This window comes from Arcticibacter tournemirensis (genome assembly GCF_006716645.1).
Taxonomy (GTDB): domain Bacteria; phylum Bacteroidota; class Bacteroidia; order Sphingobacteriales; family Sphingobacteriaceae; genus Arcticibacter; species Arcticibacter tournemirensis.
In genome coordinates this window covers 1324437-1345946 of record NZ_VFPL01000001.1, presented here as the reverse complement: position 1 = coordinate 1345946, position 21510 = coordinate 1324437, and the positions used below count along the sequence as shown (strand labels likewise).

At 43.3% G+C, this 21510-nt stretch carries 19 protein-coding genes; 12 read left to right on the top strand and 7 right to left on the bottom strand.

The genetic code is table 11. The annotated features are described in order from the left end of the window. Positions 1 to 4 precede the first annotated feature (4 nt). Both BDE36_RS05740 and leuS read right to left on the bottom strand, forming a co-directional pair. Positions 5 to 2488 carry a TonB-dependent receptor gene (locus BDE36_RS05740; protein ID WP_141814089.1) on the bottom strand — a complete coding sequence of 828 codons (2484 nt, stop codon included), beginning with the start codon at positions 2486 to 2488 and terminating at the stop codon, positions 5 to 7. A gap of 162 nt (positions 2489 to 2650) precedes the next feature. Further along, a complete protein-coding gene (gene leuS / locus BDE36_RS05735) occupies positions 2651 to 5455 on the bottom strand; it encodes a leucine--tRNA ligase (RefSeq protein WP_141814088.1) in 2805 nt (934 codons plus the stop codon). A gap of 191 nt (positions 5456 to 5646) precedes the next feature. Here leuS and BDE36_RS05730 point away from each other — a divergent pair, with 191 nt between their 5' ends. The 9 genes from BDE36_RS05730 (at position 5647) to BDE36_RS05690 (ending at position 12890) form a co-directional block, all read left to right on the top strand. Next, entirely contained in the window at positions 5647 to 6525 is an 879-nt protein-coding gene (locus BDE36_RS05730) for a cell division protein FtsX (RefSeq protein WP_128769585.1), read from the top strand. Beyond that, entirely contained in the window at positions 6525 to 6755 is a 231-nt protein-coding gene (locus BDE36_RS05725) for a DUF3098 domain-containing protein (protein ID WP_141814087.1), read from the top strand. The genes BDE36_RS05730 and BDE36_RS05725 overlap by 1 nt, the downstream gene beginning before the upstream one ends. Positions 6756 to 6761: 6 nt before the next feature. Next, the gene (locus BDE36_RS05720; protein WP_141814086.1) at positions 6762 to 7556 is read left to right on the top strand and encodes an undecaprenyl-diphosphate phosphatase; all 795 of its coding nucleotides are present in this window, start codon (positions 6762 to 6764) and stop codon (positions 7554 to 7556) included. Next, positions 7556 to 8290 carry a tRNA pseudouridine(55) synthase TruB gene (gene truB, locus BDE36_RS05715; protein WP_141814085.1) on the top strand — a complete coding sequence of 245 codons (735 nt, stop codon included), beginning with the start codon at positions 7556 to 7558 and terminating at the stop codon, positions 8288 to 8290. Before BDE36_RS05720 ends, truB begins: the two co-directional genes overlap by 1 nt. Before the next feature lie 18 nt (positions 8291 to 8308). Further along, positions 8309 to 9250 carry a bifunctional riboflavin kinase/FAD synthetase gene (locus tag BDE36_RS05710; protein WP_141814084.1) on the top strand — a complete coding sequence of 314 codons (942 nt, stop codon included), beginning with the start codon at positions 8309 to 8311 and terminating at the stop codon, positions 9248 to 9250. Between the two features lie 253 nt (positions 9251 to 9503). Beyond that, positions 9504 to 10445, top strand: a complete 942-nt coding sequence (locus tag BDE36_RS05705; protein ID WP_141814083.1) for a sulfite exporter TauE/SafE family protein — start codon at positions 9504 to 9506, stop codon at positions 10443 to 10445. A 130-nt stretch (positions 10446 to 10575) separates the two neighbouring features. Next, the gene (locus BDE36_RS05700) at positions 10576 to 11745 is read left to right on the top strand and encodes a trans-sulfuration enzyme family protein (protein ID WP_128769591.1); all 1170 of its coding nucleotides are present in this window, start codon (positions 10576 to 10578) and stop codon (positions 11743 to 11745) included. Positions 11746 to 11748: 3 nt separating this feature from the next. Then, entirely contained in the window at positions 11749 to 12165 is a 417-nt protein-coding gene (locus tag BDE36_RS05695) for an OsmC family protein (RefSeq protein ID WP_128769592.1), read from the top strand. A 116-nt stretch (positions 12166 to 12281) separates the two neighbouring features. Continuing rightward, on the top strand, positions 12282 to 12890 hold the full coding sequence (locus BDE36_RS05690; RefSeq protein WP_128769593.1) for a LysE family transporter: 609 nt from the start codon (positions 12282 to 12284) through the stop codon (positions 12888 to 12890). A gap of 15 nt (positions 12891 to 12905) precedes the next feature. Here BDE36_RS05690 and BDE36_RS05685 read toward each other — a convergent pair whose 3' ends face one another. The 5 genes from BDE36_RS05685 to uvrA all read right to left on the bottom strand — a co-directional run bounded on the left by BDE36_RS05685 (position 12906) and on the right by uvrA (position 19533). Next, positions 12906 to 13586: a helix-turn-helix domain-containing protein gene (locus BDE36_RS05685; RefSeq protein WP_211360910.1), complete on the bottom strand. Its 681-nt coding sequence runs from the start codon at positions 13584 to 13586 to the stop codon at positions 12906 to 12908. 386 nt (positions 13587 to 13972) lie between these two features. Beyond that, complete coding sequence (locus BDE36_RS05680) at positions 13973 to 14683, bottom strand: helix-turn-helix domain-containing protein (protein ID WP_211360909.1); 711 nt, start codon at positions 14681 to 14683, stop codon at positions 13973 to 13975. 361 nt (positions 14684 to 15044) lie between these two features. Further along, a complete protein-coding gene (locus BDE36_RS05675; protein ID WP_141814080.1) occupies positions 15045 to 15401 on the bottom strand; it encodes a hypothetical protein in 357 nt (118 codons plus the stop codon). A gap of 217 nt (positions 15402 to 15618) precedes the next feature. Further along, a complete protein-coding gene (locus tag BDE36_RS05670) occupies positions 15619 to 16656 on the bottom strand; it encodes a V-type ATP synthase subunit I (protein ID WP_141814079.1) in 1038 nt (345 codons plus the stop codon). 69 nt (positions 16657 to 16725) lie between these two features. Next, complete coding sequence (gene uvrA, locus BDE36_RS05665) at positions 16726 to 19533, bottom strand: excinuclease ABC subunit UvrA (protein ID WP_141814078.1); 2808 nt, start codon at positions 19531 to 19533, stop codon at positions 16726 to 16728. 382 nt (positions 19534 to 19915) lie between these two features. Here uvrA and BDE36_RS05660 point away from each other — a divergent pair, with 382 nt between their 5' ends. From BDE36_RS05660 to nth, 3 genes are all read left to right on the top strand, one after another. Then, complete coding sequence (locus BDE36_RS05660) at positions 19916 to 20503, top strand: RNA polymerase sigma factor (protein ID WP_128769599.1); 588 nt, start codon at positions 19916 to 19918, stop codon at positions 20501 to 20503. A gap of 80 nt (positions 20504 to 20583) precedes the next feature. After that, positions 20584 to 20784, top strand: coding sequence for a hypothetical protein (locus BDE36_RS05655; RefSeq protein WP_141814077.1), 201 nt, complete (start codon positions 20584 to 20586; stop codon positions 20782 to 20784). A 15-nt stretch (positions 20785 to 20799) separates the two neighbouring features. Next, complete coding sequence (nth, locus tag BDE36_RS05650) at positions 20800 to 21447, top strand: endonuclease III (RefSeq protein WP_141814076.1); 648 nt, start codon at positions 20800 to 20802, stop codon at positions 21445 to 21447. Positions 21448 to 21510: the final 63 nt, after the last annotated feature.

Genomic DNA, 21510 nt, shown 5'->3' with positions numbered 1-21510 from the left:
TAACCTAATTTCCACCTCCCACGCCCTGTCCATTCTGACCACCGTCCTGCTTCAGGTCGTCATTATTTACACCGCGCTTTTTCTTTGGCTGAGGATTATAGTTCACTTTTCCGAACGAATAGCTAAAATTAAGGCCGAAGGAGCGGAAAGGAATAGAAAAATCCTGTACCTGAACCAGACCAGCTGTGTTAATATCCGATTTAAAATGCTTGCTCTCATTAAAAGGATCAACTACATTCAGGCCTATCTTCGCCTTCTTATTCAGGAATTGCTTATTGAAAGACAGCTGCCACATATTAAATGAGGGATTTTTCCCCTGAAATGTTCTTCGGGGTGAATTAAAGATCATAAAGGTCTCCATCACGAAGTTCTGAGGAAGAGTGTAGGAACCGCTGATGAATGCTTTATACTGGGCATATGTTTTTCTGCTTCCGGCAAAGTTTTCAAACTGCCCGGAAGCGTTCGGTTTATATGAAAAAACGTCAACATTTCCTCTGAAAGTAACATTCTTAACCGGAGTGACGGATCCGTAAAAGCTGGCGCCAACCGAATTATTATTTCCGGTATTATTAAATGTGGTGAGTGATACCGGCCTGCCTTCGTACGTGTCGGACTTCACGAAACTCTCGATGATGTCTGTAGTATGCCTGAAATACACAGAAGTATTGATCATCGAAGTTTTACTCAGCATCGCCGAGTAGTTAAGCTCAACACTTTGAGTGACTTCAGGAGATAAGTCAGGGTTCCCCTGACGTTGAAACTGATCGTTGCTCACGTCTCTGAAAGGGTTCAGATATTGAAGGCTTGGCCTTTGAATACGTTTGCTGTAACTCAGGCGAAGCGATTGAAAATTCTTTAGCGTTTTGGAAATAGCAAAGCTGGGAATAAAATTGGTGTAGCTGTTAGAAATAGGTTCAATTCCAAGCTTGGGATTTGCCGAAGTTCCTTCTATCTGCGTGTTTTCTAAACGCCCTCCGACCTGCAAACCATAGCCTTTTGGCAGCTGAAAACTAAGTACCGCGTACCCTGAATAAACATCCTGATTATAGGTGTATACATTTGAAAGATCATTATCAAATGCAAAAGGGCTGTTATTAACAGATGTATAAAAGTCCGAAGTGCTGTTTATGTCTCTCAATATGGTTTTGGCACCGGTCTCCAGTTTGACTGCCTTACTTACCGGAAGCGTATAATCGAACTGTACGGTATACTCGTCATTCGTTGCATCATTCTCACCGGTTTTATCTTTAAGCGATTCCAGCGAATAAAGCGATGAGAAATCGGTGTTATTATTATTGTGACTCCATTGCCCCGCAAGGCTGATCTCATGGCCCTGAGTCTTAAATTTGTGAACATAATCAGCGTTCCAGTCGAAGCCCCCAAATTTTGTCTTGTTTAGATTGTCAAAAGAATACGCTTCGCTAAGGTTATCGTTTGTAAAGCGGTTGCTCAAAGATTCACCCTCGGTCTTAAAACGGCCCTGTCCTACCGTAATCCCCGACGATATACTGTTATAGTCATTAAAGTCATAACTTACGTTACCCGAACTCCTGAATCCGTACCTGCTTGTACGACTTGTGCCTGTTTGAACTCTCAATATATTATCAGCTGGCGTGAGACTGCTGTTAAACGTTTCAGTAGTTTGAGGCCAGGTGCTGTTGCCGCCAAAGTTCGCTGTAATGCTCAGGCGGTTCTTGTTGATATTGAGATTTGCGTTACCATTATTCTGACGCGTACCAAGTCCTCCACTTACAGATCCGCTCACACCGCTCATCTCCTTCTTTTTTGTAATGATATTGATGATGCCTCCGGTTCCTTCAGCATCGTATTTGGCCGAGGGACTGGTGATCACTTCTACGTTTTTAATCTGGTCGGCAGGAAGCATTCTCATGGCATCGGCAGTGCTTGCAGCCACAGCTCCTGTAGGCTTTCCGTTAACCAGGATACGTACGTTCTGACTTCCTCTCAGTGAAACATTTCCATCCTGGTCTACAGACACCATGGGTACTTTTCGCAATACATCTCCGGCATTACCACCGCTTACTGTTGCATCCTTCTCTGCATTATAAACCACCTTATCAACCCTGTTTTCTACAACCGGAACTTCGCCGGTAACAGCAACTTCCTGGAGGATATTGGCCGAAGGGGAGAGAATAATGCGTCCGGCATTTGCGTCAGGCTTATGGGCTGAAGTTGAAACCTCGATAACTTTAGTCTGATACCCCATGAAAGACACCGTAACCTTATATTTTCCCGGAGCAACATTTTCTATTTTAAACGTACCCTTATTGTCGGTAAGGGCACCATTTGTACTTTTTGCTGCACCTGCCCTGGATAAGGCTACCGTCGCATATTCTACTGGCTTTTTGGTAAGCGAATCAATAATAAGTCCTGAAATCTTACCTGTTAGTGAAGGAGATCCACCCTGAGGCATCTGAGCGAAAGCGACTGTACTGCATAACAAGGCAGCAATTAATAGATATTTCATTTTTTTAAATGTGTGTTCCCTTATTTAGTTGTAAAGGGCGAATATTTGTTACAGGTAAAATGTAAACAGCAAAATCATAGCACTCCAGCCTGGCTACCAATTCTAATTGAAAGAGGCAGTCCAGATCAAACCACGCTGCTAATTTTAAACCGTTAGTTTATATCAAATCACAATATTTACAATTCTGCCTTTAACTACAATCACCTTTTTAGGAGGTTTTCCGTCAAGGAACTTTTGAACTGCAGCATTTTCGAGAACCACCTTTTCTATTTCCGGAACTTCAAGGGCCAGAGAGATATTGAGGTTCATCTTCATTTTTCCATTTACCGAAATAGGATAAGCAAACTCATCTTCTACCAGGAAGTCAGGATTAAACTTCGGAAAAGCAGCATCAGAGAAAGTTCCCGGCTGGTTACCCAGAAGCGTCCACAGCTCTTCGGTAATATGAGGAGCATAGGGCGCCAGAACGATAACCAAATCTTGCAGGATCTGGCGTTTGTTACATTTTAAATCTGTCAGCTCATTTACGCAGATCATAAAACTGGATACAGAGGTGTTAAATGAGAAGCGCTCTATATCTTCCTCTACCTTCCTGATGATCTTATGCAGCGACTTCAATTCTGCGCGTGACGGTTGCTCGTCAGATACGAAAAACTCAAACTGATCATTATGGAAGAGCTTCCAGAATTTGCGGAGGAACTTAAATACGCCCTCTATACCGTTTGTATTCCATGGCTTGCTTTGCTCAAGCGGACCAAGGAACATTTCGTATAAACGAAGGGTATCTGCGCCGTAACGTTCTATAATGTCGTCTGGATTTACAACATTATATTTCGATTTCGACATTTTCTCCACCTCTACACCGCATATATACTTGCCATTCTCAAGTATAAACTCAGCATTCTCAAATTCAGGCCTGAAGCTCCTGAATTTATCCAGATCGAGCACTTCATTCTCGACTATATTAACGTCAACATGAATATGAGAAGTTTTATACTGGTCTTTCAATCCGTACGACACGAAAACATGAGTTCCCACTCCGTCGTCATTAATAACACGGTAAACGAAGTTCGACCTCCCCTGGATCATACCCTGATTGATCAGCTTCTTAAACGGTTCTTCCTCTTCTACAAGAGCCAGGTCTTTCAGAAATTTGTTCCAGAAACGGCTGTATAAAAGGTGACCGGTGGCATGTTCAGAACCGCCGATATACAGATCGACATCTTTCCAGTATTGGATTGCTTTCTGCGGAGCAAACGTATCTCCCTGTCTTTCTTCCGGCGATGCCATATAACGATACCAGTACCAGCTTGAACCTGCCCAGCCAGGCATCGTACTAAGTTCATAAGGAGCCTCTCCTCTGTACTTCCACTCTTTTGCCCGTCCTAATGGAGGATCACCAGCTTCCGTAGGCAGATATTTATCTACCTCAGGTAAAACCAAAGGCAGCTCACTTTCTTCTATCAGGTAAGGAACATTTTCCTTAAAATAAACGGGGACAGGCTCTCCCCAGTAACGCTGGCGACCAAAAATGGCGTCGCGCATCCGGTACTGTATTTTTGCCCTGCCTGCGCCGATCTCTTCCAGTTTATTAATTAAAACGGGGATCGCTTCCTGGTAGGTCAGTCCATTAATAAAGTCAGAATTTATGTAACGGCCTTCTTTTGTAGGATCAGCTTCATGCTCAACATCTTTCTGCTTATCGAGGATCTGAATAACAGGAAGATTAAAGTGCTTTGCAAAGAGCCAGTCGCGTTGGTCACCCGAAGGTACAGCCATTACGGCACCTGTACCATAGCCTGCCAGTACATAGTCGGCTATCCAAACAGGTACCTTCTCACCGTTAAGAGGATTCAGCACATAGCTTCCCGTAAAGGCTCCCGATACAGTCTTCGTATCGGCCATGCGGTCAAGCTCAGATTTCTTCCTGGCCTGGGCTATATATGTTTCTATTTCTTCCTTTTGTTCCGGAGTGGTCAATAAAGGTACCAGCTCATGCTCGGGGGCAATAACCAGAAAAGTGACACCAAAGATCGTATCTACACGTGTTGTGAACACTTCTATGGAGTTGTGAGTTGGCTCTGAACTTTCAACTTTAAACTTCACACTGGCCCCTGTACTTTTGCCGATCCAGTTTCGCTGCATCTCTTTCAGGGGCTCAGGCCAGTCTATGGTATCCAGGCCCTGAAGAAGCCGGTCGGCATACGCTGTGATGCGCATACTCCACTGCATCATTTTCTTCTGTTCTACAGGATATCCTCCCCTTTCTGAGACTCCATCCTTTACCTCATCGTTGGCAAGCACCGTTCCAAGTGCAGGACACCAGTTCACGGTACTCTCTCTTAAATAGGTTAGGCGATATTTCAAAAGCTCTTCCTGCTGCTCGCGTTCAGTCATTTGCTTCCATTCGTCAGCAGTAAAGCTTTTAACATCTTCATCACAAACAGCCTTTACGCCTGCGCTTCCAGATGCCGAAAAATGAATTTCCAGCTCTTTTATCGACTCTGCTCTGTCTGATTCAAGGTTGTACCATGAATTAAACAACTGCATAAAGATCCATTGTGTCCATTTATAATAAGAAGGATCACTCGTCCGAACTTCACGGCTCCAATCGAAAGAAAACCCAATCTGATCAAGCTGCCTCCGGTAAGTAGCAATATTCTGTTCTGTTGTTACCGCAGGATGCTGCCCGGTCTGGATGGCATATTGCTCGGCAGGAAGCCCAAATGAGTCATAACCCATCGGATGTAAAACGTTAAACCCTTTAAGGCGTTTATAACGGGCAAAAATATCTGAGGCAATATATCCTAGAGGATGTCCTACGTGCAAGCCCGCTCCCGAAGGATAAGGGAACATGTCTAACACATAATATTTAGGCTTTTCGGAGTTATTATCAACCTTATAAGTCTGATTTTCTGACCAAAACTGTTGCCATTTTCTCTCTATTTCTCTAAACTGGTAATCCATGCTGCGAAAATAGCAATTTGAGCTGAATTTGAAGCAGATTAACAGCGATGAGTTGCATGTAAAACACACTTCACTTTCAACTTTAGACTCTAAACTTGTCCCGCTTCTTTCAACGTTTAGCTTTTAACTTTCAACTTTTAAAGTTCAACTTTCAACTCAAATCACTATTTTCGCGTATCTTAAAATTGACTATGGAAGAATTTGAAAGCAGTGCTTCTTCTAAAAAGACCAAACAGGTGTATATATCGACAGTAATCAGCATAGCGCTGGTGCTGCTCATGATTGGGTTACTCGGGCTGATACTGGTTCATGCACGTAATCTTTCGAACTACGTTAAAGAAAATATCGTATTGAATATTATAGTAAGCGATGGCGCGAAAGAAGTGGACGTGCTCGCGCTTCAAAAGCAACTCGATACCCATCCTTTTGTACTAAAGACACAATACGTGAGTAAAGAACTGGCCGCCCGCAATCTTCAAAAAGACCTGGGTGAGGATTTTGTTCAGTTCCTGGGATATAATCCGCTTCTTTCATCTATAGACATCTACTTAAAGGCCGATTACGCGAATAATGCCAGCATCGAGACGCTGAGTCGCCAGCTTACTAAGAATCCCCTTGTAAAAGAAGTTATTTATCAGAAGTCACTCATCGATATGGTGAATCAGAATATAAAGGTCATCGGACTGGTTATCCTGGCGTTTGCGATGGTACTTCTCGTGATCGCAGTAGCTCTTATTAACAATACCATCCGTCTTGCCATTTATTCGCAGCGCTTCCTGATAAAAAGTATGCAGCTTGTGGGTGCCACCAAGAGTTTTATTCAGAAACCATTCCTGGGATATGGTCTGTTACACGGTTTCCTTGGCGGCCTTATAGCCATCATTCTACTGTTGTTAACCCTGTATCTCGCACAGCAACAAATACCCGAGCTCATTATACTACGTAATTGGATTGAGTTTGGGTTTGTGTTCATCGCTGTTATTGGCATCGGGATATTAATCTCAGTTTTAAGTACTTACTTTGCGGTCAGTAAATATTTACGGTTAAAAATTTATAACCTCTACAGATAATGGCAAAAAAAACAATTTCTGAAAATACAGAAAACAGGCAGGTTCATTTTATTTTTGATAAAAGCAATTACAGGCTCATGCTCATCAGCATTGCCGTAGTCGTTATTGGATTTGCACTAATGGCCGGAGATACCGACATCTACGATTTCCGCAAAACAGTGCTTGCCCCTATTGTAGTGCTCATTGGCTTCACTATCGGATTTTTCGCAATTTTAAAGAAGCGTAAATAACATTAAATGACTATTCTTGAAGCAATTATCCTGGCCATCATTGAAGGCCTGACCGAGTTTTTGCCCGTTTCGTCTACCGGCCATATGATTATCGGCTCTTCCCTGATGGGAATCCAGTCGAACGAATTTGTAAAACTGTTTACCGTAGTCATCCAGTTAGGCACTATTCTATCCGTAGTTGTTCTTTATTTCAAACGTTTTTTCCAGAGCTTCGATTTCTATTTCAAGCTTCTGGTGGCCTTCATTCCTGCAATCATATTTGGCGCATTGCTTAGCGACACTATCGATCAATTGCTGGAAAGCCCGCTCGCAGTCGCTATATCGCTGGTACTTGGAGGAGTTGTATTGCTTTACGCAGATAAATGGTTCAACAATCCGGAAATTGATTCAACCGAGCAGATTAGTTATCCTACGGCTTTTAAGATTGGCCTTTTTCAGTGCCTTGCTATGATTCCGGGTGTATCCCGTTCGGGAGCAACGATTATCGGTGGTATGTCTCAAAAGCTTTCACGCAAGGCAGCAGCTGAGTTTTCGTTCTTTCTCGCTGTACCTACCATGCTTGGTGCGACAGCGAAAAAACTTTACGATTTCTACAAAAGCGGTTATGAATTTAAAGACAATGAACTAACGCTTCTCCTTGTCGGTAATATAGTAGGATTTATAGTTGCCATCATTGCTATCAAGTCGTTCATCGGGTATGTTACTAAACATGGCTTCAGAATATTTGGGTGGTACCGCATCGTGGTTGGAGGGATAATATTAATTTTGTTGCTTGCAGGAAAGAGCCTGCAAATAGTGTAATGGATAAAGAAGAGATTAAAAGAGAATTTCCGGACTTTAACTTCGCCGAAGGCGAGTTGTTACTCGTGAACAAGCCCTACCGGTGGACAAGCTTTGATGTCGTCAGTAAGATTAGAAATGCATTTAAGCCTTTAAAACTAAAAGTAGGTCATGCCGGAACACTCGACCCACTGGCAACCGGCCTCCTTATAATCTGTACCGGAAAGCTCACCAAAAAAATTGATGAGTATCAGGCGCAGGAAAAGGAATATACAGGCACCATGATCCTCGGAGCAACCACTCCCTCATACGACCTCGAAACGGAAGTTGACGCAAAATTCGATATTTCCGGAATTACAGAAGAAGACATCCACGCGGCATGCACAAACTTCCGGGGAGCAATAGAACAATTCCCTCCGGCGCATTCAGCCGTGAAAATTGAGGGCGAACGACTATATCATAAGGCTCGCCGGGGCGAAACTGTGGAACTTCGGGCCCGCAGTATTACCATAGATACTTTTGAGATAACCAGGATAGCACTGCCCGAGATTGATTTCAGGGTAGTGTGCAGTAAGGGTACCTACATTCGTTCCCTCATTCATGATTTCGGCAAGGCGCTCAACAATGGCGCCTACCTATCGCGACTCAGACGCACCCGCAGCGGCGACTTCAAAAGCGAAGATGCTTACGAAGTCATGGAACTCGTAGGCCATATCAGAAGTAAGAAAGAAAAAGAGTTATCAACACAGCTTTAGTAATTTTGCAGCGGCAAAATGAAAGTATACAAACATCTCAACGAATTTCAGAAATCAAACAATGCAGTCGCTACTATCGGAACTTTCGATGGTGTGCATATCGGGCATCGTAAAATTATCTCCCGGCTGGTCGAAGACGCCAGAAATATGAAAGGAGAGAGCGTTATTCTTACGTTTTTCCCTCATCCCAGGATGATTCTCCATCCTGAAGACGAAAGCCTCAAACTGATAACCACCATACAGGAGAAAACTGAACTAATAGAAAGCCTGGGTGTTGATCACCTGATCATTACCCCCTTTACACGCGACTTTTCTAATCTTTCTCCTGAGAGCTATATCGAACAGATCCTGATAGAAAGAATAGGGATCAGGAAAATCATCATAGGATACGACCACCGTTTCGGCAAAGATCGCGCGGGAAATTTCGCTCTTCTGCAACATTATTCATCGGTGTACAATTATGAAATCGAGAAAATCGCAGAACAAGACATACACGACGTAGCGGTAAGTTCTACAAAAGTACGGGAGGCCCTCCTCCATGGCGACGTTAAAACGGCGGCCGACTTCCTCGGCTACCCTTTTCATCTCACAGGAAAAGTAATCAAAGGAGATCAGATAGGGCGCAAAATAGGCTACCCGACAGCAAATCTCCTTGTTGAAGAAGCGTATAAACTGATTCCTGCCGATGGAATTTACGCTGCCACCATTGAGGTAGCACAGTTCGGCACCACCGGCAACGAATGGAAGGGAATGGCCTACATCGGCAACCGTCCTACTATTAACGGCATGTTGCGCAACATAGAGGTGAACATTTTCGACTTCGACGAAGAGATCTACGGCAAAACATTGAGGCTCCATTTCCATCACTTTGTTCGCGGCGACATGAAGTTCAACGGGCTCGACGAGCTTCGGGCACAGATTTCGAGAGACAAGAAGTCGGTAATGGATTATTTCGGATAATTGGCAATTAGCTTTCAACCGTAAGCATTCATCACTCAGTTTGTTTCGTTTTCACCAACTTTAAGCTTTCTGCTTTCGCCTTTATGCTTTCCACTACTTTGTACTTATACTTCTTTTCTTTCCCCACGCAACCTTCAACCCAACTTTCAACCTGCAATCGCAACTTTCAACTTTCAACCTTCAACTTTCCACTCCAACACTTTGTATATTTGCTCCCTTTAGAAATACTTTAAGATTCTGTTATCCAACGTACATGGAAATACCATCAAAGGAGGAAGAAGTTACCGGAGAGATTTTATCTTTAGAGGAACCGCCAAAGTCTGCCGGTCAGAAGTGGCTGTTCTGGCTTTTTTCTTTATCAGTTATTACAATTGCATTCATCCTTCTCTGGAATTTCGTTCCGTCCTTTAAGGCACGCTTCGAAGAAATTCCGCACATGTTCTACTATTTTCTGGTGGCAGGATTTATTTTCGCAATGATCGACGGAGCTATCGGAATGTCGTATGGGGTCACCTCTACTACTTTCAGTCTCTCGATGGGAATACCTCCTGCTTCGGCAAGTACAGCGGTACACCTCTCCGAAATTCTTAGCAACGGCATCGCCGGGGTAATGCACTACCGGATGGGGAATGTAAATATAAAGCTTTTTAAAATGCTCGTAATTCCGGGAATTGTAGGAGCTATGGCCGGCGCCTATCTTCTGTCGTCGCTGGAGCACTACAGCATGTACACAAAGCCGGTTGTTTCCGTATATACCCTGATCCTCGGAGCGGTGATACTCCGCAAAGCGCTGAACCTCACAGCAAGAAAAAAAACACGGCAAAAAAAGATCACGAACATAAGAGGACTTGGTCTTTTTGGCGGCTTCGTTGATGCCGTGGGAGGTGGCGGCTGGGGCTCCATCGTACTTTCATCACTTATTGCCGGCGGACGCCATGCACGCTTTTCACTTGGATCGGTGAAACTATCACGATTTTTCGTGGCATTTATGAGCTCATTAACATTTATCACAATGTTGAAGGGCCTTCATTGGGAAGCCATTGGGGGGCTTATTCTAGGCAGCGCAATTGCTTCTCCCATCGCAGCAAGGGTTGCAAATAAAATATCTGCTAAATCCATTATGCTTGCCGTGGGAATAATTGTAATACTGGTGAGTCTCAAAAGTATCATAACCTTTATTATCGGATGGCTTTAATCCCGTCAAAATAAATCTATTCATTATATTTGCAATAATTAATACAGATACTTTTCATCAGCTCAGGTATACTCATACAGATAAATATTCTCTCTGGTCTCTGATATCTGACATCTGATTCTATACTATAATGAACGAACAATCCAGATTAATTCGCAATCAGGCTGAACGCAGCCAGCACCGTGAGCACTCTGTTCCCCTTTATCTCACTTCGAGTTTTATTTTTGATGATGCAGAACAAGGACGTGCAATTTTCGCTGAAGAAGAAGCAGGAAATGTATACTCCCGTTATTCTAACCCAAATACAACAGAGCTCATCAATAAAGTATGCGACCTAGAAGGCGCTGAAGCGGGACTAGCCTTTGCATCAGGGATGGCGGCAGTATTTGCATCGACGGCAGGTCTGCTGAAAAGTGGAGATCACATAATATCCTGCCGTTCTGTATTTGGATCAACGCACCAGTTGCTGAATCAGCTATTTCCAAGATGGGGCATCACCTATACTTATGTAGATGCATTAAAACCGGAAGAATGGGAAGCTGCAATAAGGCCTGAAACAAAGATGATCTTTCTGGAAACCCCTTCCAATCCAGGACTCGAACTTGTAGACCTTGAATGGCTGGGTGGCTTCAAAAAGAAATACCCGCATATTATTCTGAACGTGGATAATTGCTTTGCTACCCCATACCTTCAGAAACCTATTCCTTATGGAATAGACCTGGTTTGCCATTCAGCCACCAAGTATATGGATGGACAGGGACGCGTTTTAGGAGGCATCGTAGCAGGCCGGGCTGATCTGATAAAAGAGCTGATGTTCTTTATTCGCCACACAGGCCCGGCGATGTCGGCCTTTAATGCCTGGATCTTTTCCAAAAGTCTGGAAACGCTTACCATCCGGATGGACAGGCATTGCAGCAGCGCGCTTCAGCTTGCTGAAATGCTTGAAGGACACCCCGAAGTGGAGATAGTACGGTATCCTCATCTGCCCTCCCATCCGCAGTATGAGCTGGCAAAGAAACAAATGAAACAGGGAGGCGGCATCGTTACTTTCATTGTAAGAGGCGGTTTTGAGAGAGCTAAACGCTTCCTTGACGCGTTGAAGATGATCCTTATAACCTCCAATTTAGGCGATTCGCGATCAATAGCAACACATCCCAGTTCAACAACGCATTCAAAGCTAACGGAAGCAGAACGCGAAAACCTGGGAATATATCCCGGCTCTATACGCATTTCCGTCGGACTGGAAGATACTGAAGACATTATTGCTGATATAAAGCAAGCCTTAGACAATTCAAAATAGCTAATGAAGATAGAATTAAACCGCATTAACGAGGCTGTTCATTTTGAAGCCGCAGGATCAGGAAGCATTAACGTTCACATCGAAGGCTCTCCCGAACTCGGTGGCGAAGGACAAGGGGTACGCCCTATGGAACTCGTACTGATGGCCCTCGGATCATGCAGCGCTTTGGATCTTATACAGATCCTCAAAAAACAACGCCAGGAAATTCAGGACTTTTCCGTATCAGTTGAAGGCGAGCGTGCAGACGCAATACCCGCTGTTTTTACCAAAATCCACATGAAATTTAAGCTAAGCGGCAATGTTGATCAAGCTAAAGCAGAAAAAGCGGCTGAGCTGGCCGTAAAAAAGTATTGCTCCGTTCATGATATGTTAGCCGCCGGAGGAGTTGAAATTAATTATGAAATAGCGGTAAGTAGTTAGTTAGTTATGAGTTATAAGATATGAGTTATAAGTTTTTTTTGTAAAATTCATACCCCATAATTCATAACCCATAATCCCTAATTCATAACTCACAATTCATAACCAATAACTCAGAAATGCTCCTTCTCACCTTCCTTGTCGCAGTGCTTATGAACTTCCTGGGATATATTCCTCCGGGTAATATTAACCTTACAACTGTTCATATTTCTGTAAACCGTGGAATAAAGCAGGCTTTGTATTTCACAACTACATTTGCAGTAGTCGACACCATATTTACATATATTCTGATGCGCTTCGCCGAATGGTTCGCCATGCACAAGAATTGGCTGTACATCATCGACTATCTTCTGATCGCTGTGTTTCTTATAATGGGATATTTCAGCTGGCACGCTTCTACACATCCAAAGCACGTTGAGTTCAAACGCCGCGACAGTATAAGATATGGCATCATACTGGGCATTTTCAATCCTATGCAGATCCCTTTCTGGATGATCGGAGGCACCTACCTCATTTCGCAGCATTGGATTACAACTGAAGGCCCCGGAATAGAACTGTTTTCTATAGGTGCTGGATTAGGAGCCTTTCTCTCCCTCTCTCTTTTTGCTTATTTTGCCCGGTATATCCAGGAAAAATTTGATCTCAGCACGAAGATCATCAACAGAAGCATCTCCGTCATCTTCTTCATCCTCGCTGTCATACACATTATCAAGGTAGCTTTCTTTTGATACGGTCCTGCTATATCAACTTCCTTTGTGCCTCTTCCTGAACTCTGATGGAGTGCAACCTGTCTGGTTTCTAAAGTACCGGTTAAAAGAGGTTTTAGAGTTAAAACCGCTTTGAAGCCCTATATCTTCAAGAGATTTAACTTCACCACCAGATTTAATAAGATCGCAGGCATAATTCACCCTGTACGTATTAACGAACTGATAAAAATTGGTATCGAGATAGACACTCAGTAGTTGAGTCAGATGATGCCTGGGCATTTTAAGTTTCGAAGCAAGTCCCTCCAGGGAAAGCTCCTGATCCAGAAAAGCTTGATCTGTCTCCATAGCATCCTTCAATCGTTCATAATATCTCTCCATTACATCCTCCGGCAATATCGACTTCTGATACGCGGGTTCTCCATTCTCCGCCGTTTGGCGAGGGATCTCCCCCTTCCTTTTTTGCGCTATGTGTTGCGAAATTGTCAGCAAACCATGCCTGAACAAAACGACAACCACACCGGTCATAACCAGGTATATCACTATCCTCGACCAGAGAAAGCGATACGGCCCCAGGCCCGGTGACGATACCTGCGCCGCTGATATGAAAATCAGGCTTAGCGTTGCAAGAATGATCGCGAAAAGGCTCAATAAGCGTCTCACTTTGGTTCCCTGAAAAATAACAAAGAAGGCATAGACAAGAAAAGATACCTTGATCACACGAAAAAGCCATATTTTATGGTCGCGAAGATAGACGTGCCTGTACTCAGGAAGGCAGATAAGAAGTATATACAACACAGAAAAGATCAAAAAAGGCAGAATCTGTAATAGAAGACCAGCCCTATTTTTCAACCTTCCTCTGTCGGTATGTTGAGCTGCAAACAGAAAAGGGCCGTATAACAACGCATATGGAGCAGCCCAGTCAATATATCGTTTATCGGGACTATTAAAAAAAAGCTCACATACTAATACGTGCAGGAAGTGAATCAGGATAAACACAAGAAAGGCCCTGCACAATCGATAAAAATTATTCCTACTGTCCAGCAGGAAAAACAGGCAAAGAGAACACGCAGACAGTGTACTCCCTGTAATAATAATTGCAAGAATCATATTGCGACCTCCATATCCGGGCCATCGAGATACCCCTTAAATTCAGAAGGATTAAACCCTGTGAATTCTCTGAAATACCGGTTAAACGAAGTCTTCGAATTAAATCCACACTCGTTAGCCAACGCTTCTATGCTCAACGACGATTCGCTGCCAGCAATCAGCTCCATTGCATATAAGATCCGGTAATACGCAACCAAATTGTAAAAGCTTCTGCCAATGTAAACATTAAGGAGCACCGAAAAATGATGCTTCGGCATTCCGAGTTCAGCTGCCACCATGCCAGCAGTGAGGCCAGGATTGAGAAAAGCTTTTGAACGCTCAAAGTATTCCCTTAACTGCCGCTCGTAAGCCTCCAGAAGGCGCAACTCGGGCATAGACCCTTTGTATGCTTTTATTCTTTCTTGCAGTGGTGGAATTACCGGTTCTTGCCACTTTTCACTTCCCTTTATACGTGCTTTTCTATACGAATAAATCAAAAATCGCAATATCAGGCCAGCTGAAGCAACCAACATAGTTAGTACAATCCACCGGAGATTAAAACCTAATTCGGGAAGCAGAGAAAGGAAATCCGCAAACATAACCAGAATCAAGACTCCCTCGATAATCTCAATGATCGATAACTGATCTATCAATACCTCGAATGCATTTTGTTTTTCAAGCCGCCTTCTTAAGCAATAAACACCATAGGCGATCAGTGATACAGGCATCGAAAAGAAGTATAAAGCATAATAAGACACCAGAATTTTCTCCTCGGCCAAGCCCGAAACAATAAAGGTATGCAGGATGAAATACCACAGGGAGAAAAAAACGAAAGGAATACTGTGTTTGAATAGCTTTAAAGGCAAGATTTTTCTCTTCCTGTATTCCTCCAGAGCAAGAAATATAAACGGGCCGTACAGCAAAACAATCGGAATTCCTGTGTCCGCCAGAATAGCAAGCCCATGTAAAAATATTGCGGCTAAGAAAAGAAGCAGAAATGTATTTTGACGGGATCTAGTGAGAATAAAAATCAATACAGTACATACGGTAAACAGTAAGGCAATGATTCCAAGGTATAAAAGCATTTCATCAGGTACTAAATCGGTATACCCGGAGCTCTTCGAGCGCCAGGTTATACTTCTCCAGCAAATGTAAGTATTTCATTTTATACGCGCTCTCTTCCTCTCTGGGATACCCTATACCCGGCCGGGGAGTAAAAAGAGCTTTACTTTCGGCTATCTGAGGAATCAGAGTTGAAAAATCATAGCCTATACATTCTCCGATATTGAGAATAACAGGCGCAGGAATTACCGGCTTCGAAAACCAATTATATAAGGTTCTACGGTTAACATTTAAGCTTTTCGACACTTCCGTGATGCTAACCATGCTGAGACGCACTTGCTTTTCAACGATCTCCCCCATGTGAATTCGAGATGTATTGTTCATGTTTTTTTGTGGATGTTTAACGAAGTCAAAGGTAGTACCAGAAGTGGGTTAAGACGTTTCAAATATGCGGGATGGTCGACATCCCGCATATTTGAAACGATTTCCTCCGGCTTCATATACTCAATATGAAGCCAAACATTACACTTTTTAAGTCCTTTTTCTTGGCTCTTGCATCGCGTCTCTTGATACCTGATACTAGATACCTGATACTAAATACTTAGCTCCTCAGATTCCAGATTTTCTCGGCTTTGCGACCGATAAGCCAGAAAGAGATGGCCAGAACCCCAAAGAAAACAGCCTTATCAGTGATGTCCCACAGATACTCAACATAGCGGGTGTAAATATTAATTAGAAGAAATGTTATTCCGAATTCACGAGCGAGAGCATCTTTTCCCTTAAGTCCATAGATCATAAAACCAAGAGAAACCACCGCCGAGACGATTCCCCAATAGAACAGATTCGTTTGCTTTACCTTAATCCAGTCTTCTATATCTCCAAAATTGCCAAAGATAGAAAGCAGCCACAGTGAAATAAAAAGATAGAACAGTCCTATTATATAGGTAAGCGTATTAAAATCAGGCAATCGCCGCCACTTTTCAAGAAACAAGCCCACTGCAGTAAGCAAGCTGCCAAAGAAAACAAAGCGCAAAGGATAGTTCATTCCCAGGAAGTAATTGCTCCACTGAGTTTGATATCCCGTTTCCGTTCCGAACCAGCTTCCAAATGAGATAAGGGCGAAAGCCCATATAAGCTTCGACTTAAATTTAAACGCCAATATGCCGTATACAAAAACCGAAATCAGGAAGAGTATAGAAAAATGTCCCGATCCGTTGTCAAGAGCCTTTCCAAGGAAAGCGATACTGATAGCCGTAAACAATACCCCCGTAAAAACGGTTGCTTCATTACTGAACAGCCTTTCAGGATGTTTGTCCTTCTGCTTCTGCCCATAATAATAAAACCACGAAGCGAGCCCTGCAGCAATCATACTGATCACAATATCCGGGGTGTCGTAAAGCTTTTGCAGAAGGTTAATGATCGCGTCGTCAATAACCAGTGATGCAACAGCAATCAGGCCACAGGCAAGTGCTATCCAGAATGAATACTGCGCTAGTCGCCTCCAGTCGAACTGCTTAATATCATAAGACGACCGTAGCTGGGTCGCAATATCTGCGGTAATTAAGCCCTCTGCTTCCCAGTGAGTAATGGTTTGATCTAGAAATTCAGCTTCCTGTTGATCGAGGTTTAGTTTTGTCATTGGTTAATTATCGCAGAATTAAATAAAATCTATAACACAAAATAAACAATATTGGTTTAAAATGACAGCCTAGCCCTTCCCAGCAAGCGTACTTTTCAAGAAACTCCCGGTATATGATTCGGGAACCTTCACCAAAGCTTCAGGTATCCCCTCAAAAACCAGGTTGCCTCCTTTATCCCCCCCTTCGGGACCAATGTCAATAATCCAGTCGGAACATTTGATCACATCTACATTGTGTTCAATTACAATGATCGTATTACCCTGATCAAGCAAGGCATCAAACGATTTCAGCAATTTTTTGATATCGTGAAAATGTAAACCCGTTGTAGGTTCATCAAAAATGAAAAGTGTTTTATTGGCGTTATTTCCCCTGATTAGGAACGAAGCCAGTTTAATACGCTGCGCTTCCCCTCCTGAAAGGGTATTTGACGACTGGCCCAGTTTAACATATCCAAGCCCCACATCCGCCAACGGCTGAATCTTACCGATTATCTTCGGTTCATCCTTAAAGAAATCCAGCGCCTCCTCAATAGTCATCGACAGAATATCGGCAACATTTTTCTCATGATACTCAACATCCAGGACAGGCTGTTTAAAACGCTTGCCTCCGCATGATTCACAGGGAAGATAAATGTCGGCCATGAACTGCATTTCAATTTTCACCTCACCTTCCCCCTGGCAGGTATCACAACGTCCGCCTTCAACATTAAACGAAAATGCCGAAGGTTTCAACCCAGCAGCTTTAGCCGCCGACTGCGAAGCAAACAAATTACGTATATCATCCCAGGCTTTCACATAAGTAACAGGATTAGAACGGGATGAACGTCCTATCGGGTTCTGATCTACCAGTTCGATCTGCTCCACTCTATTGTAACTTCCATCAATAGAATCGTAAGCGCCGGTCTGCTCTCCCGAATAATTCCCTATAGCTTTCTGTAAGGCAGGCTGAAGGATCCGCTTCACCAATGAAGTTTTTCCCGACCCCGAAACGCCCGTGACGCAGGTAAGGACGTTCAGCGGAAACTTCACATCAATATTTTTAAGATTATTTTCCCTGGCGCCTTTTACCTCGATAAAGTCTGTCCATTTTCGCCTTCCCGAAGGCACGTCTATCATCTCCCTGCCACTTAGATATTTGCCGGTGAGACTGGTCTCATCCTTTACGATCTGCTCATAATTACCTGTAAAAACAAGTTCTCCGCCATGAGTCCCGGCTGCTGGACCGATATCAATCAAATGGTCGGCCGACTTCATCATTTCTTCCTCATGCTCCACCACTAGCACAGTATTGCCCGCATCTCTTAGCGATTTAAGGACTCCTATTAATCGATGGGTATCACGTGGATGAAGGCCGATACTCGGCTCATCAAGGACATAAACAGAACCTACAAGAGAACTCCCAAGAGAAGTAGCCAGATTAATCCGCTGCGATTCACCTCCCGACAGCGTGTTGGAAAGCCTGTTAAGTGTTAAATAACTAAGCCCAACATCGTTCAAAAACTTTATTCTGTTAGTGATTTCAGTAAGAAGTCGCTTTGCAATCTTCGTCTCGTTCTCCGAAAGATCCAGCGAACTAAAAAAATCAAGAGCCGAATCCAAAGGCATCAGCACAATATCTATAATTGAACGTCCTCCTACTTTTACATAGGATGCATCTTGCCGAAGACGACTCCCTTTACATTCCGGACAGTTCGTCTTTCCCCTGTAACGCGAAAGCATCACGCGATACTGTATCTTATATGTTTGTGATTCGAGTTCCAGAAAAAAGTCATCAAGACCTCTGAACCATTTATTTCCTGTCCACAACAATCTACGCTGCTCTTCGGTCAGCTGATTATACGCCCGGTGTACCGGAAAATCGAACTTCAGGGCGTGCTTCAGCAACTCATCCAGCCACGTCCTCATCTTCTCGCCTCTCCAGGGGGCTACTGCGCCATCGTAAACCGACTTGCTTTTATCCGGAATTACAAGGTCTTCATCGATCCCTATTACCTTGCCATACCCTTCGCAACGCTTACAGGCGCCATAAGGATTATTAAAACTAAAAAAGTTAGGCGAAGGCTCTTCAAACCGAATACCATCCAGCTCGAAGCGATCACAAAAAACATGGGTATTTCCATTCTCCTCCACAAGGCAATCACCTCTGCCCTCAAAAAAAGCAGTTTGCACAGAATCAGCTACGCGGCTTAAAGTCTCGTCGTCCTGGCTTACGGAAATACGATCCACTATAATCTTCAGTTTTCCGTCGTCACTTAGCTTTCCATCTTTCAACGATTCATCCTCCAGCAGGTCTTCGATTTTAGAAAGGTGGTCATCCAGGTATACCCTTAGAAACCCCTTTTGCAGCAACACCGCGAGCTCTTCCTTTAGAGTACGGTTATTATGAGGATGCAGCGGACAAATAATTGTTACAGAGGTACCCTCGGGCAGCGACGACACAAAATTCACAACAGAACTTACGGTATCACGCTTCACTTCACCTCCCGAGACAGGAGAATAAGTACGGCCTATCCGCGAAAAAAGAAGTTTGAGATAATCATAGATTTCGGTAGATGTCCCCACAGTCGACCTGGGATTGCTGGTAATAACCTTTTGCTCGATGGCGATGGCCGGAGCAATTCCCTTGATATAATCAACTTCAGGCTTATTCATCCTGCCCATAAACTGGCGGGCATAGGATGAAAGGCTTTCTACATAACGTCGCTGCCCTTCAGCATATAACGTATCAAAGGCAAGGGATGACTTTCCCGAACCCGACATTCCCGTTATCACAACTAACTTGTTTTTCGGTATGGCAACATCGATGTTCTTCAGATTATGAACGCGCGCACCTTTAATGATAATATATTTTTTCGGATCTCTTTCTGCTTCTGTCATCAAAAGCAAAGTTAGGGAATAGAAATTCAGTATCAAGACACAAGTAGCAAGTATCAAGACACAAGTAGCAGGACACAAGTATCAAGTATCAAGACACAATCCATAAATCATTAAGAAACTCCCCTGTCAGCATCTTGCTACCTGATACCTGATACTCGATACCCGATACCCGATACTTGATACCTGATACTTGATACCTGATACTTGATACCCGACACTTGTAATAAAAAATGTTGCATCAATTATAATATTTAATTATATTTGATATTAATTAGTTTTACACACACAGTAACCCAAGCAAACAGGAGAAAATATTTGGAGAAATCTCTACTTAATACTTTTTACACGAATAATTAAAGGGAATTAAAAAGAGAGGAGTCCTATGAAACTTCAAGGGAAGAATGACCAGGAACTGATACATTTATATGTTGCTGGTCACGAGGCGGGTTTGGAAGAGCTAATAAACAGACACAAATCCAAAATTTATACATCTATTTATATGCTGGTTAAAGACCAGTACCTGGCAGAAGACATCTTTCAGGATACCTTTATCAAGGTAATCAAAACATTAAAGACAGGGAAGTATAACGAAGAAGGAAAGTTTCTTCCATGGGTTCTGCGTATTGCGCACAACCTGGTGATCGACTACTTCCGGAAAGACAAACGCACACCGCTCATCACAAACGGCGACGGCTTTGACATTTTTGATGTTCTTGGTTTCCACGATGAAAGTACCGAGGAGCGGATGGTTCGCGAGCAAACCCATAAGGATTTGCGAAAGATGATCCAGATGCTTCCGGCAGAACAGAAAGAAGTATTGATAATGCGCCACTATGGCGACATGAGCTTTAAAGATATTGCCGATGTCACACAGGTAAGTATCAATACAGCCTTAGGCCGTATGCGGTATGCGTTAAATAACCTCAGAAAGATGCTCCACACCAGTGATCAGAGTGTCAGAGTGAGTTAAATTCAACAAAATTTTCAATACAATGAAATAAATGCATAAGCAATGCCGTTCTATTTGTAAACTGCTAAACGGCATTGCTTATGATACATTTTTCTACTCTCCCTTCAGGCTTGTTTCCGGCAGAGGAAATGGAATACCCCTTATCAGAAACCCTTACTAACGAAGACGAACGGTTCTTTAATTCTCTGAAAGCGCGGCTTAACGAGTCGATGAAAGAACCCAGCCCGGAAACTATAGAACGGATCATGGATTACTCTTCGAGATTTACGATGAAGGAGTAATTATTATCTTTATGCATGCTAAAGAAAGATCGTTTTAAAGCGTTCGTAGAGTACTTTTCAACTCATCAGCCGGATGCAAAAACAGAACTTCACTACACAAACCCTTACGAGCTGCTGGTGGCAGTGATTCTCTCGGCCCAATGTACCGATAAACGGATAAATCAAATTACACCGGCTTTGTTCGAACGCTTTCCGGATCCATATACCCTGGCTGCATCTTCCGTGGAAGAAGTATTTCAATATATCCGGACCGTAAGTTACCCAAATAACAAAGCAAAACACCTGATAGGAATGGCCCGTATGCTCACAGGCGAGTTCCAGGGGATAGTACCCTCGTCAATAGAAGAACTTCAAAAGATGCCGGGCGTAGGTCGTAAAACCGCCAATGTAATTGCGTCTGTGGTATATCAGGCACCTGCAATTGCTGTAGATACGCATGTCTTCCGTGTGGCCAACAGGCTTGGACTGACTCAAAACGCCCGAACTCCCCTTTCCGTAGAAAAGCAACTAATGAAGTATCTGCCTAAAGAGACACTTGGTCGTGCACACCATTGGCTTATTCTTCATGGCAGATACATATGCGTTGCCCGCAGGCCAAAATGTGAAATCTGCCCCATAAGCTGGTTTTGCAAATACTATGAAATAGCGGGTAGTAGGTTGTAGGTTGTAGGTTGTAAATTTATAATAGCAATCCAGAACTCAAAATATTATTACGTATTTTTGATT

What these genes read in the sequence shown, in the direction of transcription:
- BDE36_RS05740 (WP_141814089.1), bottom strand. Translation starts at nt 2,488, where the DNA reads ATGAAATATCTATTAATTGCTGCCTTGTTATGCAGTACAGTCGCTTTC.
- leuS (WP_141814088.1), bottom strand. Translation starts at nt 5,455, where the DNA reads ATGGATTACCAGTTTAGAGAAATAGAGAGAAAATGGCAACAGTTTTGG.
- BDE36_RS05730 (WP_128769585.1), top strand. Translation starts at nt 5,647, where the DNA reads ATGGAAGAATTTGAAAGCAGTGCTTCTTCTAAAAAGACCAAACAGGTG.
- BDE36_RS05725 (WP_141814087.1), top strand. Translation starts at nt 6,525, where the DNA reads ATGGCAAAAAAAACAATTTCTGAAAATACAGAAAACAGGCAGGTTCAT.
- BDE36_RS05720 (WP_141814086.1), top strand. Translation starts at nt 6,762, where the DNA reads ATGACTATTCTTGAAGCAATTATCCTGGCCATCATTGAAGGCCTGACC.
- truB (WP_141814085.1), top strand. Translation starts at nt 7,556, where the DNA reads ATGGATAAAGAAGAGATTAAAAGAGAATTTCCGGACTTTAACTTCGCC.
- BDE36_RS05710 (WP_141814084.1), top strand. Translation starts at nt 8,309, where the DNA reads ATGAAAGTATACAAACATCTCAACGAATTTCAGAAATCAAACAATGCA.
- BDE36_RS05705 (WP_141814083.1), top strand. Translation starts at nt 9,504, where the DNA reads ATGGAAATACCATCAAAGGAGGAAGAAGTTACCGGAGAGATTTTATCT.
- BDE36_RS05700 (WP_128769591.1), top strand. Translation starts at nt 10,576, where the DNA reads ATGAACGAACAATCCAGATTAATTCGCAATCAGGCTGAACGCAGCCAG.
- BDE36_RS05695 (WP_128769592.1), top strand. Translation starts at nt 11,749, where the DNA reads ATGAAGATAGAATTAAACCGCATTAACGAGGCTGTTCATTTTGAAGCC.
- BDE36_RS05690 (WP_128769593.1), top strand. Translation starts at nt 12,282, where the DNA reads ATGCTCCTTCTCACCTTCCTTGTCGCAGTGCTTATGAACTTCCTGGGA.
- BDE36_RS05680 (WP_211360909.1), bottom strand. Translation starts at nt 14,683, where the DNA reads ATGCCTGTATCACTGATCGCCTATGGTGTTTATTGCTTAAGAAGGCGG.
- BDE36_RS05675 (WP_141814080.1), bottom strand. Translation starts at nt 15,401, where the DNA reads ATGAACAATACATCTCGAATTCACATGGGGGAGATCGTTGAAAAGCAA.
- BDE36_RS05670 (WP_141814079.1), bottom strand. Translation starts at nt 16,656, where the DNA reads ATGACAAAACTAAACCTCGATCAACAGGAAGCTGAATTTCTAGATCAA.
- uvrA (WP_141814078.1), bottom strand. Translation starts at nt 19,533, where the DNA reads ATGACAGAAGCAGAAAGAGATCCGAAAAAATATATTATCATTAAAGGT.
- BDE36_RS05660 (WP_128769599.1), top strand. Translation starts at nt 19,916, where the DNA reads ATGAAACTTCAAGGGAAGAATGACCAGGAACTGATACATTTATATGTT.
- BDE36_RS05655 (WP_141814077.1), top strand. Translation starts at nt 20,584, where the DNA reads ATGATACATTTTTCTACTCTCCCTTCAGGCTTGTTTCCGGCAGAGGAA.
- nth (WP_141814076.1), top strand. Translation starts at nt 20,800, where the DNA reads ATGCTAAAGAAAGATCGTTTTAAAGCGTTCGTAGAGTACTTTTCAACT.